Raw genomic sequence first — 12644 nt, forward strand, 5'->3', positions numbered from 1 at the left:
TGCACGCGCCGTGCGTACCCGCCGACGCGTGCATGGGTGAGAAGGTCTACCCCAGAAGCTCACTGAGCGCAATGAAGTTCACTTCATCACCCTCGCTCAGCGTGCGGCCTTCTCGGACTTCGACCAATCCGTCGGCCCACGCCGCGCTACGCAGCACACCCGAACTCTGGTTGCGGTAGATGATTGCCCGCCCGTGCTCGAGACGTCCGCGCAAATATTCGCGACGGTTTCCGGCGACCGGCCAGACAAAACCTGCTGGCACTGCAAACTTCAGCGGTTCGACGTCTTGCACACCCAGGCGTCGCAACAGATAAGGCCGCGTCAGCAATGCGAACGTCACCAGCGTGGAGGCGGGATTGCCGGGCAGGCCAATCACCGGCACGTTGCGGAAATGGCCGAAGGTCAAGGGTTTTCCAGGCTTGATGGCGAGCTTCCACAAGGCCAGTTCGCCTTCTTCACGCAAGGCAATGCCGAGGAAATCCGCCTCACCGACCGAGACACCGCCGGTGGAAAGAATCAGATCGACATTTTGCAACTCGCCCAGCCGGGCCCTTGTGGTGGGCAGATCGTCCGGGAGAATTCCGCCATCGATGACTTCACAGCCCAGACGCTGCAGCCAGCTGCACAGAAGCACGCGGTTGCTGTTGTAGATCTGGCCCGGGCCCAGTGCCTGTCCGGGCTCGACCAGTTCGTCACCGGTGGACAATACCGCCACGCGCGGCTTGCGCACGACATTGAGGCCGGCGCAGCCAAGCGAAGCAGCCAGACCTTGCTCAATCGGCCCCAATCGGGTGCCTGCCTGCAGCACCAATTCGCCAACCGTGGTTTCCTGGCCCTGCGGACGAATGTTCTGGTCTGGTTTCAGCGTTTCAAGGAAACGCACTCGGCCGTCGGCCTGAACTTCAGCGTTTTCCTGCATCTCGACGCAGTCCGCGCCCGGCGGCAGCGGTGCCCCGGTAAAGATGCGAGCGCAAGTGCCTCGCTCCAACGGTTGCGGAGACTGCCCGGCGAAGACCTTATGACTGACGGGCAGCGGCTCACCGTTCCAGTCAGCAAGGTTCAAGGCGTAGCCGTCCATGGCGCTGTTCGGCCAGGGCGGCAGATCCAGTGTCGAGATCAGATCTTCAGCCAGCACCCGTCCTTCCACCTGAGCCAGCGGCAAGTGCTCGCGCTCGACAATGCGCGATGCATCGGCCATGTCCAGCAAACGCTCGAGCGCCGCTTCGACGGGCAACAAACTGCCGGTCTTGCCTGGCTTACCCACGGGATTCACAAGGCGCCGCCTGCTTCAGATGGGTGACGAAGTTGCACGGACGATGACGGGCGTCCAGTTGCTCAGCGAGGATGCCGTCCCATCCGGTACGCACCGCATTGGTCGAACCTGGCAGGCAGCACACCAGCGTGCCGTTGGCCAGACCTGCCAGGGCACGGGACTGTACGGTCGACGTACCGATATCGGCCACGGAGATCTGGCGGAACAGTTCGCCAAAACCGTCGACCTGCTTGTCGAGCAGGCACGCCACTGCTTCCGGTGTGCTGTCACGGCCGGTGAAGCCGGTGCCGCCAGTGATCAGCACCACTTGAACGACATCGTCGGCAATCCAGTTGGCGACTTGCGCGCGAATTTTATACAGATCATCTTTTAGCAGAACGCGCTCGGCCAGCGCATGGCCGGCCGCGATCAAGCGATCGACGAAGACCTGGCCGGAGGTATCGGTTTCCAGGGTTCGGGTATCGCTGACAGTCAGCACCGCGATATTGAGCGGCACGAAAGGTACATCAGCCTTGGCTTTCATAGGCTCTTCCAGTTGTAGGGGAAACAGCCCGGTGTTATATCACAGCGGCTCATTTTTCTGCCGCCCCTCTGGAGAGTCGTCATGCCCTTGAACAGCCCATTGCCACCCTGCTCTGTCCTGCTTCTGGCCGGTGGACGCGGCCAGCGCATGGGCGGTCAGGACAAGGGGCTCATCGAATGGCTGGGCGAGCCTTTGATCGCGCATTTGCAGCGTAAGGTGCGGCCGCTGACCGACGATCTCATTATTTCGTGCAACCGCAATCGCGAGCGTTATGCCGCGTTTGCCGATCAGTTGGTCATGGATGATGAGGGGGACTTTCCGGGCCCGTTGGCCGGGATTCGTGCAGGGCTGAAAGCGGCGCGCCATGCGCACTTGCTGGTGTTGCCATGCGATGTGCCACGGATCGACGAGGCGTTGCTGCAAGCCATGCTTGCCACCGCCGATCTGCAACGTGAAAAACCTTTAATGCTGCGCCACGGCGAGCACTGGGAACCGCTGCTGTGTGTGATTCCTGTGGCGCTATTGCCGGCATTCGAAGCGGCGTGGCACAGCGGTGAACGCAGCCCCGGGCGGGTGATGCGCGGTCTGGGCGCCGTCGCATTGCAATGCCCCGACAACGACCCACGACTGGCCAACCTCAACACCCCCGAATTGTTACATCTGCATAACACTGTGTCAGACTGACATTATCCAAGGAACTCTCACGCCTTGTTTACGTCTCAAGCTCAGTAACCAGAAGATTTCCCATTCGGAGACACACTCATGACTCAACGGACCCTCGCCACTTTCATGCTCGCACTGGGCCTGGCAACCCTCGCCGGTTGCTCCTCGCCAACAGTGATCACCTTGAATGACGGTCGCGAAATCCAGGCCGTCGACACCCCGAAATACGATGATGATTCGGGCTTCTACGAGTTCCAGCAACTGGACGGCAAAGAAACCCGCATCAACAAGGATCAGGTTCGTACCGTTAAAGAGCTGTAAGGCTCCGGGTCGATACCGGATACAGAAAAGCCCGCATTGCGATGCGGGCTTTTTCATGGGCGTAGCAAAAGTGGATCGGTTGTCACCACTGCAAGGTGATCCGGCTTTCGAACTCCCGTAATTCACCCGTCACCGGATCAATGAAGCGCAGGCCTTGCGCGAGCAGCTTCAACGGGTTGGCGTAGTCGTCCTCGACATCTTTCAGCACAGTCGGATAAAAAGGATCGTTGCAGATACTCGCCCCCAGCGCGGTCATATGCACACGCAGCTGATGCTTCTTGCCGGTCACTGGAAACAGGCCATAGCGCCACAGATCGCCGTTTTTCTCGCGCACCTCGACCGCCGTTTCGGTATTACTGACACCAGGCCCCTCTTGCATGCGGAAGAATGGCTCGCCATCGACCAACCGGCTCTTGTGTACCAACGGAAAATTCAGTTCGGGCAGCGCCGGGGCAATCGCTTCGTAGCGTTTGTCGATCTGCCGCGTCGGGAACAACGACTGATAGGCGGAACGGGTTTGCGGATTCGCCGAGAAAATCACCAGCCCTGCGGTGTGCCGATCGATGCGGTGCAGCGGCACCAGATGCGGATTGTCCAGCCGACGGATCAGCCGCCGCAGCAGGGTCTGCTCGACATATTCCCCGGCCGGCGTGACCGGCAGGAAATGAGGTTTGTCGGCCACCACCAGATGTTCATCGGCGTAGAGAATCGCTTCGACCACCGGAATCGGTTTCTCATCCGGTACTTCGCGGAAGTAATGAATGCGCAAACCTTCCTTGTACGGCAAGTCCAGTGCAATCGGCTGGCCCTGTGCATCCAGCACCCGCCCCCGAGCAATCCGGTCGAGCCACTGCTCGCGGCCGATGGCACTGAAGTGCTCGCACAGGCAATCGAGGACCGTCAGCCAGGGACCGGGCGGCAAGTACAACGTGCTGGCCTGATTGTGCGCAGCGGAAAAAACGGGAGTGGACATACGAAACAGGAATCCTCAATGCAGGCCGGCATTATCCAACACCGAGGCAAAGCCACCTAGCGCAGTTTCTTCACGCCGGCACCGATTTGAGTGCCGCCGCTTCGGTGAACTCCTTCAGCCAGCGCAACACATCGACCGCCTCCCAGCGCCCCGGATCGTACAAGGCATACAGCAGGCCCTGATAGCCGACCACATCCAGCTGCTTGTGATAACCGGCGCGTTGAAACAGGGCTTCGATTTCGGCAAAGCAGGTATTGAAATGCAGCTTGTTGAACGGCGTCTTGCCTTCCGTGACCAGCCCGTCCAGGCGCAATTCGAGGACGGCCTCGCGCACCACGTCGACCGACATCCGGTTAACGCTGCTCTTCAACTGTTCGACATTGACCACGGTTCATCCCTCTGACTCGATTGCTGTATGAACATACAGTAACCGAAGAAGCCGGGGAGTGCCAACGCAAGGATGGGTTGCTGCGACCAGCGGAATGAACAGGACAACTCTGCGTCAGCGTAAAAACGCCACGATTTCATCGTCACTGAACGGCCAATCCAGCTCCGCGCCAGTGTCGACCCGCCGCAGTACCGGAATGCGCAAGCTGTACTTTTCGAACCACGATTCGTCTTCGGCGATGTCCACCAGTTCCACCAGCAGACCATGCTCGACAAGAGGCATCAGCTCGGCTTCGGCGACTTCACACAGATGACACCCGAGGGTGCCGAACAGCTGACATTCAGGAGGCATGACGGCATTACCGCAAAACAAGTGAGCCCATTCTAGGACGGTGCCGAACCCTCGTCGACCCGCCACCGCCCAAAGGATGCAACGCTGCTGGCGCAAAATCCTGACGCAAATCATTCGGCGCAAATTGCAATTGCGTCATCCTCGCGGACTTTTTGCCTCTACGCTTCAGAGGCCAACGCCCTGACAGCGGAGTGTCCCGTGTTTGCAAATCTGTTGATCATTCTCGCCTCGTCCCTGGTGGTGATTGCCCTGTTCCGGCGCCTGCGACTGCCACCGGTGCTGGGCTACCTGTGCGTGGGATTAATGGTCGGGCCGAACGCGTTCGACTGGGTCAACGAGAGCGAACATCTGCCGGATGTCGCTGAGCTGGGCGTAGTGTTCCTGCTGTTCTCGCTGGGCCTGGAGTTTTCCCTGTCGAAGATGATTGCGCTGCGTCAGGTGGTGTTTCGCCTCGGCAGTCAGCAGGTGCTCATCAGCACAGCCTTGCTCGGCACACTGTTGATGGGGCTGGGCATGCCGATGATGCCAGCGCTGTTGCTCGGTGCCGGTCTATCGCTGTCATCCACGGCGATTGTGACCAAGGAGCTGGGCAGTCTCGGTGAAGTGTTCAGCAGCCACGGCCAGAACGCGGTCGGCGTGCTGTTGTTTCAGGACGTCGTCGCAGTGTTGCTGCTGACACTGGTGCCCGTGTTCGCCGGGACCAGCGAGCAGCCCTGGTACTGGGCCTTGCCGTTGACCCTGGGCAAAACCGTGGTGCTGTTCTTCGGCCTGCTGCTCGCCAGTCGCTGGTTGCTGCCAAGGCTGTTTCATGAAGTGGCGGCGTCACGCTCGGCGGAGCTGTTCGTCCTGCTGGCACTGGTGATCGTGCTGCTCACCGCATGGCTCACGCACTTGTTGGGCCTGTCGCCAGCCCTCGGCGCCTTTCTGGCCGGCATGTTGCTCGGGGAGAGCCATTATCGGCACCAGATCGAAGCCGACATCCGGCCTTTTCGCGACATCCTGCTCGGCGTGTTCTTCGTCAGCATCGGCATGCTGATCGACCTGCAATTGTTCGTCAGTCACAGCCTGTTGATCATCGGCCTGACGCTGGGACTGATGTTGGTCAAGGGCATCGTGGTTGCGCTGCTGGTGAAGTGGCGTGGCAGCGACAGCGAAACCGCGTGGCGCAGCGGTCTGGCACTGGCCCAGGGCGGCGAATTCTGTTTTGCCTTGATGGCGCAGATGCAACAGAACAGTTTGCTGCCAGCCGAACCGGGTGCCCTGCTGCTCGCGGCGACGTTCTGTTCGATGCTGCTCACGCCGCTGCTTTTGCGCGCAGCGCCGCGCCTTGCCGCCGTGCTGCACCGCAAGCCCAATCAGGAAGCGCAGATCGAACAGATCAGCGCGCTCAACGCCGATCTCGACCAACATGTGGTGATCTGCGGCTACGGTCGCGTTGGCCAGTCCATCGGGCGCTTCATGGGCAATGCCGGGCAAGCCTATGTCGCGCTGGACAACGACCCGGTACGGGTACAGGAAGCCGCTAGCGGGGAAAGCGACGTGCATTACGGCGACTCGGCGCGTGGCGACCTGCTTACTGCCGTCGGCCTGCTACGCGCGAGGCTGCTGGTGATTGCCGTGGATCAAAGTGATGTGGCGTTGCGCATCCTCCGCGAAGCGCGCCGACTCAACCCACAGGTGCCGATCCTGGTGCGCACCCGTGACGACAGCCAATCGGCCGAGCTCAGAGCCGCCGGCGCCACCGAGGTGGTGCCGGAGCTTCTGGAGTCGAGCCTGATGCTCGCTTCACACGCACTGATCATGCTTGGCCTGCCAGCGCATCAGGTGCAGGAGAAAGTCGATCAGGTGCGCATCGATCGCTATCGCCTCCTCCACGGTTTCTACCCCGGAGCCAATGATGAGGAAATCTAGTCCTGACTCACCGCGCCGATCTTGTGCAGCGACAGGTCGGCGCCGTAATACTCTTGTTCCTGACTCAGGCGCAGCCCATGCAGAGCCTTGATCGCGCCGTAAACTACAAAGCCGCCGACCAGCGCCACCACGACGCCGAGCACGGTGCCGATCACCTGGCTGATCAGACTCACCCCGCCCAGACCTCCCAGCGCAGTCTGGCCGAAAATGCCGCAGGCAATTGCGCCCCACACGCCACACACGCCGTGCAGCGGCCATACGCCGAGGACGTCATCGATGTGCCATTTGACTTGAGCAGCGGTAAAGCACCAGACAAACAAGGCTCCGGCAATTGCCCCCGTCACCAGTGCGCCGACCGGGTGCATCAGGTCGGACCCGGCGCAGATCGCCACCAGACCGGCCAACGGGCCGTTGTGCAGAAAGCCCGGGTCATTGCGCCCGACGATCAACGCCGCAACGGTGCCGCCGACCATGGCGATCAGCGAGTTGACGGCGACCAGGCCACTGACACCTTGCAACGTCTGCGCGCTCATCACGTTGAAGCCGAACCAGCCGACAATCAGGATCCACGAGCCCAGTGCCAGAAACGGGATGCTCGATGGCGCAAATGCGACCAGCCGACCATCGCGATAACGACCATTGCGCGGCCCGAGCAACAACACGGCGGCCAACGCCAGCCAACCGCCCATGGCGTGCACCACCACCGAGCCTGCGAAGTCGTGGAATGCGGCGCCAAACTTCGCCGCCAGCCAGCCTTGCAGGCCGAAGTTGCCGTTCCAGACCAGGCCCTCGAAAAACGGATAGATGAACGCCACGATCAGCGCCGTCGCGCACAGCTGCGGGACGAAACGCGCGCGCTCGGCAATACCGCCGGAAATGATCGCCGGGATCGCGGCAGCGAAGGTCAGCAGAAAGAAAAACTTCACCAGTCCATAGCCATGGTCGGCGCTGAGCACCGCGGCGGGTTGCATGAAGGTCACGCCATAGGAGATCCAATAGCCTATAAAGAAATAGGCCAGGGTCGAGACGGCGAAATCGCTGAGGATTTTCGACAGTGCGTTGACCTGATTCTTCTGCCGGACCGTGCCGACCTCCAGAAAGGCGAAACCGGCGTGCATCGCCAGTACCATCACCGCACCGATCAGAATGAACAACGTGTTGGAACTGTGAACCAGCGTGTCCACAGCGCTTTGCAGATTTTCCATGAGGAGGCAGACCTGAAGGCTAAAAAGGCACCAAAGCGGTTCATGGGGACATTTCATGCACCAAGTTGCGCCCCGTCAGTCATCCATCCACAAATGGGATGAACTGATGTGGCGCACTGTTGATGTCCGATCACGAACCGCAAGCAGATGAATTGGATTTTTTCGCCCGGCAACAGCGCACGGGTACCAAGCGACGCACCACGACACAGCAAAAGTTGTACCAGGCATTTGCACTGAACCTTCACGCAAGGCTCATACTCGAACGCTTCAAAGCCACCTACGGAGATCCACCAATGGCCAGCATCAAGGCAAAGACTGCTCAAGAAATCCTGATGAACGACTTCCAGACTCTGGTTGCCGACACCGAACGCTTGCTCGAGCACACCAAGACCCTCGCTGGCGATCAGGCCGATGAGCTGCGCGCCCAGATTCATGACAGCCTGCTGCGCGCCCGCGAGACCCTGAAAGTGACTGAAGACACTCTGCGCGAACGCGGTCAGGCGGCGGTCACCGCTACTGAAGACTATGTGTCCGCCAACCCATGGCAATCGGTGGGCATCGCTGCCGGCGTCGGTTTCCTGATTGGCCTGCTGGCTACTCGGCGCTGATCATGTCGATCGGTGAATCCGGCCCGACTGCGGGCACCGCCTCCTCCACGCGTCGTCTCGGCGCCGCCGTTCTGGGCCTGCTGCACAGTCATGTCGAGTTGTTCGGCATCGAATTGCAGGAGCAGAAATCACGCACCGTCAGCCTGCTGCTGTTTGCCGGTCTGGCGCTGGTGTTTGCCCTGCTATTGCTGGTGGGCCTGTCGACGCTGGTGATGATCATCTTCTGGGACACCTACCGTCTGGCGGCGATCATCGGCCTGTGCGTGTTCTACACGCTGGCGTCGATCTTCTGCGGCCTGCGCCTCAAAGCGGCGATTTTCGACGAGTCCTCGCCTTTCCACGGCACGCTCGAAGAGCTGGCCAACGACCGGGAGCGCCTGCTGCCATGAGCCTGCCTGAACTTCCGCACAACAGCTCGCGCCGGGAAATGCGCAAGGCCCTGATCCGCCTGCGCATGGAAATGCACCGTCAGGAAATCCGCCACGAAACCGCGCAAGTGCTGCAACCCTTGCAGCGCATGCGTGGCATGAAGCAGAACGTGCAGGACGGTTTCGGCATCAAGCATGCGCCGTTGTGGGGCGTGGCGGCGGTAACGCTGCTGGGTTTCCTCACCGGCAAAGGCTCGAAACGCAGCGGCGGTGGCGGTCTGACCCGACTGCTGCGTCTCGGCACCACACTCGGACCGCTGATCAAACTGGTCATGCACAGCTCGGGCAAACGCTGAGTCGGTGTCTCTGGCTACAATCTTGCAATAGCGCCGGGGTGAATCTCCTTATCGGGGGATTCAATCCCGCGTGCCTATCCGGCAAACGCGGCCAACAAACAATAAGATTAAGGACTTGCCGTGATCGACGGGCAACCGCTCGCCTGCTTTCAGCCTTTCATTGACACCGCCACCGGACGCATTGCAGGCGTCGAAGCACTCGGCCGCTTGCGTCACGGCGATGGTCAGTTGACCTCGGTCGGGCCGTTATTCGCCGATCCGCGCACCCCGGCCACGGCCCTGCGTCGTCTCGACCGGCAGATCCGTGATCATGCCTTGAGCCGCCTGCATGAGGCACCGCCAGAATGGTTTCTCAGCCTCAACATGTCGCCGCGCTGGATCAGTCGCCTGCGTGCGGATCAGGCCTTGCCCAGTCTCAAGCAGTTCGCCCGGAACAAGGTTGATCCGCAGCGCATCGTGTTCGAAATCACCGAGCTGGGTGGCAACAGCGAACGTTTGTCACAGGTGGTCGGACGCTACCGCGACGCAGGCGCAAGAATCGCCATCGATGATTTCGGCGCTGGTTATTCGCAGCTGGATCGGGTGCTAGCCCTGCAACCGGACATTCTCAAGCTCGACATGCGCCTGTTCCAGGCAGCGGCCCTTGGTGGCCCGAGCAGCGATGTGGTCAAAGCACTTGCGCAAATGGCCGAGAAAACCGGCTGCTGGATCATCGCTGAAGGTGTCGAAACCGAAGCGCAGCTCAATTTCGCTCTGGAATGCGGCTCGCGCTACGTGCAGGGTTTTCTCTTCGCCCGTGCGCAGGAAGATTTCTTCGCTTCGGATGCTTTCGTCGCGCACTTCGCTCAACTGCGCCAGCGCTATGTGAAGCAGAAACTCAGCGAGCGCGGACGGCTGATGCAGATGCGCCAGCAGCTCAGTGAGTTGATGGCGATTCTGCAGCAATGGGCGCAGGCCCGCGCTCCGCTCAGCGCACTGCCAAAGCTGCAGGCGTTTCCCTGGCTGTTGCGCTTTTATCAATGTGATCGTCACGGCACGCAACTGACGCCCAATCTGGAATGGCGACACGACGGCTGGTTCGCCGATGATCGCTACCTGGGGCACAACTGGTCGTGGCGACCCTACTTCTATCATCTGCTCGCCGAAGGCTGGGAAGAACGCCGCCTGACCCTGTCGAGTACTTATCGCGATGCCACCAGCAACCAGTATTGCCTGACCGCCGGGCAGTTCTTCGATAACGGTGAACGCTTGCTGTTGATCGATATCGATGCGGCGGGCCTGTAGTTCTGCTTGCAGGCACGGGGCCGAACCGGGAAGCTAGGGCGATCAGTCACCAGACGGAGAGAATCAGCCTTGGATTGGCCTACCCTGCTCAACCGCGAACGCCTCGGCAAGCCGCTGCACAGCCCGCAAGAACTTGGCCGCAGCCCTTTTCACAAAGACCATGACCGCATCATTTTCTCCGGTGCCTTCCGCCGCCTCGGGCGCAAGACCCAAGTGCACCCGGTCACCAGCAACGATCACATTCACACGCGCCTGACCCACTCGCTGGAAGTCAGTTGCGTCGGCCGGTCGCTGGGCATGCGCGTCGGCGAAACCCTGCGCAGCGCGCTGCCGGAATGGTGCGACCCCGCCGACCTCGGCATGGTGGTGCAGTCGGCCTGCCTGGCTCACGACATCGGTAACCCGCCGTTCGGCCATTCCGGCGAAGACGCCATTCGCCACTGGTTTCAACAAGCCGCCGGGCGCGGCTGGCTCGATGGCATGAGCGAAGCCGAGCGCGGTGACTTCCTCAATTTCGAGGGCAATGCTCAAGGCTTTCGCGTGCTGACACAGTTGGAATATCACCAGTTCGATGGCGGCACCCGCCTGACCTACGCGACGCTGGGTACCTATCTGAAGTACCCGTGGACCGCGCGCCACGCTGACTCCCTTGGCTACAAGAAACACAAGTTCGGCTGCTACCAGAGCGAACTGCCGCTGCTCGAACAGATCGCTCACAAGCTCGGCCTGCCACAACTGGAAGATCAGCGCTGGGCACGCCATCCATTGGTGTATCTGATGGAGGCAGCCGACGACATCTGCTATGCGCTGATCGATCTCGAAGACGGTCTGGAGATGGAGCTCCTAGAATACGCCGAAGTCGAATCGCTGCTGCTCGGACTGGTCGGTGACGACCTGCCGGAAACCTATCGCCAGCTCGGCCCGCAGGATTCACGGCGGCGCAAGCTGGCGATCCTGCGCGGCAAGGCCATCGAGCACTTGACCAACGCAGCGGCGCGGGCCTTTGTCGAACAACAGGAAGCCCTGCTTGCGGGCACGCTGCACGGCGATCTGGTCGAACACATGCACGGGCCGGCGAAACGCTGCGTGTTGAACGCCAAGGACATTGCCCGCAAGAAAATCTTTCAGGACAAGCGCAAGACCTTGCACGAAATCGGCGCGTATACGACGCTGGAAATCCTGCTCAATTCGTTCTGCGGCGCCGCGCTGGAGCAACACAACGGCCGCACGCCGTCGTTCAAGAGTCGGCGCATCCTCGATCTGCTCGGTAATAACGCCCCGGACCCGCGGGGGTCGTTGCACAGCTCGTTTCTGCGCATGATCGATTTCATCGCCGGCATGACCGACAGCTATGCCAGCGACATGGCGCTGGAAATGACCGGCCGCTCCAGCCACTGAGTCTGCTGCATCCAGTCGGGCGGGCACCATGACCGACTGGATACAACCAGCTGCCCCCCGCGATCATTCGGAAAACGCCGTGCTGGCCAGGGCAGCGCGTGAGCTGATATCGGAAAAGATAAACACCACGACGGCGCACTGTTAAACCCATATTTAAACACTTGCAAAAATTATCAAAGCCCAACACTTGCAAACTCTGACAAGCCAACAGTGAAGTCCTGCCAACCCTGCACTTCCTTACGTCAAACCTAATTTTAACGTAGTCCCTTTCCTTATTACGCGTAGGACTAATCCTATAAGGTAGTCACGACACTGCCAGTCCATGCGAGTGCTCACGCATCTGAGCTAAGGTGCGCGCTTTATTCATGCTTGCATGGGACTCTATTTATGAACTCCGTTTTTATTGTGGACGACCATCCGGTTATCCGTCTCGCCGTCCGAATGCTGCTGGAACATGAAGGCTATAAGGTCGTCGGTGAATCCGATAACGGTGTCGATGCCATGCAAATGGTCCGCGAATGCATGCCTGACCTGGTCATCCTGGATGTCAGCATTCCCAAGCTGGACGGCCTCGAAGTGCTGGCCCGCTTCAACACCATGGGTTCGAATTTCAAAATCCTCATTCTGACCGCGCAATGTCCAACGCTGTTCGGGATTCGCTGCATGCAGTCCGGTGCCTCCGGTTATGTCTGTAAACAGGAAGATCTGAGCGAACTGGTCAGCGCAATCAAAGCGGTACTCTCCGGTTATAACTACTTCCCCAGCCAGGCACTTAATCCGGTGCGCTGTGACGACATCCGTTATGTCGAACTTGAATTATTCAAATCCGTCAATGATCGCGAATTGATGGTGCTGCAGTTATTTGCCCAGGGCCGTACCAATAAAGAAATTGCCAAGGGCATGTTCCTAAGTAACAAGACGGTGAGCACGTATAAAAAACGCCTGATGCAAAAACTCAAGGCCAGATCCCTTGTAGAACTTATCGAGATGGCCAAACGCAACGCTCTTGTGTGAGACCCTAC

The 12644-nt window shown here is 60.0% G+C and carries 15 protein-coding genes; 9 read left to right on the forward strand and 6 right to left on the reverse strand.

The features are described 5' to 3' along the window. Positions 1-46: 46 nt before the first annotated feature. Positions 47-1273 (reverse strand): gephyrin-like molybdotransferase Glp, encoded by a 1227-nt coding sequence (gene glp, locus DCO47_RS09000; RefSeq protein WP_116657946.1) that lies wholly within the window; start codon positions 1271-1273, stop codon positions 47-49. Further along, positions 1257-1796, reverse strand: a complete 540-nt coding sequence (gene moaB / locus DCO47_RS09005) for a molybdenum cofactor biosynthesis protein B (protein ID WP_016770598.1) — start codon at positions 1794-1796, stop codon at positions 1257-1259. The genes glp and moaB overlap by 17 nt, the downstream gene beginning before the upstream one ends. Before the next feature lie 81 nt (positions 1797-1877). Here moaB and mobA point away from each other — a divergent pair, with 81 nt between their 5' ends. Further along, the gene (mobA, locus tag DCO47_RS09010) at positions 1878-2480 is read left to right on the forward strand and encodes a molybdenum cofactor guanylyltransferase MobA (RefSeq protein WP_116657947.1); all 603 of its coding nucleotides are present in this window, start codon (positions 1878-1880) and stop codon (positions 2478-2480) included. 78 nt (positions 2481-2558) lie between these two features. Then, positions 2559-2780, forward strand: a complete 222-nt coding sequence (locus tag DCO47_RS09015; protein WP_016770600.1) for a YgdI/YgdR family lipoprotein — start codon at positions 2559-2561, stop codon at positions 2778-2780. 82 nt (positions 2781-2862) lie between these two features. Here DCO47_RS09015 and DCO47_RS09020 read toward each other — a convergent pair whose 3' ends face one another. The 3 genes from DCO47_RS09020 to DCO47_RS09030 all read right to left on the reverse strand — a co-directional run bounded on the left by DCO47_RS09020 (position 2863) and on the right by DCO47_RS09030 (position 4492). Next, positions 2863-3753 (reverse strand): pseudouridine synthase, encoded by an 891-nt coding sequence (locus tag DCO47_RS09020; protein ID WP_116657948.1) that lies wholly within the window; start codon positions 3751-3753, stop codon positions 2863-2865. A gap of 70 nt (positions 3754-3823) precedes the next feature. Further along, positions 3824-4141, reverse strand: coding sequence for a hypothetical protein (locus tag DCO47_RS09025; protein WP_042607861.1), 318 nt, complete (start codon positions 4139-4141; stop codon positions 3824-3826). Positions 4142-4255: 114 nt separating this feature from the next. Continuing rightward, positions 4256-4492 (reverse strand): glutaredoxin family protein, encoded by a 237-nt coding sequence (locus tag DCO47_RS09030; RefSeq protein ID WP_116657949.1) that lies wholly within the window; start codon positions 4490-4492, stop codon positions 4256-4258. A 198-nt stretch (positions 4493-4690) separates the two neighbouring features. Here DCO47_RS09030 and DCO47_RS09035 point away from each other — a divergent pair, with 198 nt between their 5' ends. Further along, positions 4691-6403, forward strand: coding sequence for a monovalent cation:proton antiporter-2 (CPA2) family protein (locus DCO47_RS09035; protein WP_116657950.1), 1713 nt, complete (start codon positions 4691-4693; stop codon positions 6401-6403). Here DCO47_RS09035 and DCO47_RS09040 read toward each other — a convergent pair. Then, the gene (locus DCO47_RS09040) at positions 6400-7608 is read right to left on the reverse strand and encodes an ammonium transporter (protein ID WP_116657951.1); all 1209 of its coding nucleotides are present in this window, start codon (positions 7606-7608) and stop codon (positions 6400-6402) included. The genes DCO47_RS09035 and DCO47_RS09040 overlap by 4 nt on opposite strands. Before the next feature lie 293 nt (positions 7609-7901). Here DCO47_RS09040 and DCO47_RS09045 point away from each other — a divergent pair, with 293 nt between their 5' ends. From DCO47_RS09045 to DCO47_RS09070, 6 genes are all read left to right on the forward strand, one after another. Continuing rightward, positions 7902-8216, forward strand: coding sequence for a YqjD family protein (locus DCO47_RS09045; protein ID WP_016770842.1), 315 nt, complete (start codon positions 7902-7904; stop codon positions 8214-8216). A gap of 2 nt (positions 8217-8218) precedes the next feature. Beyond that, entirely contained in the window at positions 8219-8605 is a 387-nt protein-coding gene (locus DCO47_RS09050) for a phage holin family protein (RefSeq protein WP_008079909.1), read from the forward strand. Next, positions 8602-8940 carry a hypothetical protein gene (locus DCO47_RS09055; protein WP_042607865.1) on the forward strand — a complete coding sequence of 113 codons (339 nt, stop codon included), beginning with the start codon at positions 8602-8604 and terminating at the stop codon, positions 8938-8940. The genes DCO47_RS09050 and DCO47_RS09055 overlap by 4 nt, the downstream gene beginning before the upstream one ends. 120 nt (positions 8941-9060) lie before the next feature. After that, a complete protein-coding gene (locus DCO47_RS09060) occupies positions 9061-10224 on the forward strand; it encodes an EAL domain-containing protein (protein ID WP_116657952.1) in 1164 nt (387 codons plus the stop codon). A gap of 69 nt (positions 10225-10293) precedes the next feature. Continuing rightward, positions 10294-11622, forward strand: a complete 1329-nt coding sequence (locus DCO47_RS09065; RefSeq protein WP_116657953.1) for a deoxyguanosinetriphosphate triphosphohydrolase — start codon at positions 10294-10296, stop codon at positions 11620-11622. A 387-nt stretch (positions 11623-12009) separates the two neighbouring features. After that, a complete protein-coding gene (locus DCO47_RS09070) occupies positions 12010-12636 on the forward strand; it encodes a response regulator transcription factor (RefSeq protein ID WP_042607868.1) in 627 nt (208 codons plus the stop codon). Positions 12637-12644: the final 8 nt, after the last annotated feature.

It is taken from the genome of Pseudomonas sp. NDM (assembly GCF_003105095.1).
Lineage (GTDB): Bacteria > Pseudomonadota > Gammaproteobacteria > Pseudomonadales > Pseudomonadaceae > Aquipseudomonas > Aquipseudomonas moraviensis_A.

Coding starts and splice junctions, on each gene's coding strand:
- moaB (WP_016770598.1), bottom strand. CDS start 1,796: ATGAAAGCCAAGGCTGATGTACCTTTCGTGCCGCTCAATATCGCGGTG.
- mobA (WP_116657947.1), top strand. CDS start 1,878: ATGCCCTTGAACAGCCCATTGCCACCCTGCTCTGTCCTGCTTCTGGCC.
- DCO47_RS09015 (WP_016770600.1), top strand. CDS start 2,559: ATGACTCAACGGACCCTCGCCACTTTCATGCTCGCACTGGGCCTGGCA.
- DCO47_RS09020 (WP_116657948.1), bottom strand. CDS start 3,753: ATGTCCACTCCCGTTTTTTCCGCTGCGCACAATCAGGCCAGCACGTTG.
- DCO47_RS09030 (WP_116657949.1), bottom strand. CDS start 4,492: ATGCCTCCTGAATGTCAGCTGTTCGGCACCCTCGGGTGTCATCTGTGT.
- DCO47_RS09040 (WP_116657951.1), bottom strand. CDS start 7,608: ATGGAAAATCTGCAAAGCGCTGTGGACACGCTGGTTCACAGTTCCAAC.
- DCO47_RS09045 (WP_016770842.1), top strand. CDS start 7,902: ATGGCCAGCATCAAGGCAAAGACTGCTCAAGAAATCCTGATGAACGAC.
- DCO47_RS09050 (WP_008079909.1), top strand. CDS start 8,219: ATGTCGATCGGTGAATCCGGCCCGACTGCGGGCACCGCCTCCTCCACG.
- DCO47_RS09055 (WP_042607865.1), top strand. CDS start 8,602: ATGAGCCTGCCTGAACTTCCGCACAACAGCTCGCGCCGGGAAATGCGC.
- DCO47_RS09070 (WP_042607868.1), top strand. CDS start 12,010: ATGAACTCCGTTTTTATTGTGGACGACCATCCGGTTATCCGTCTCGCC.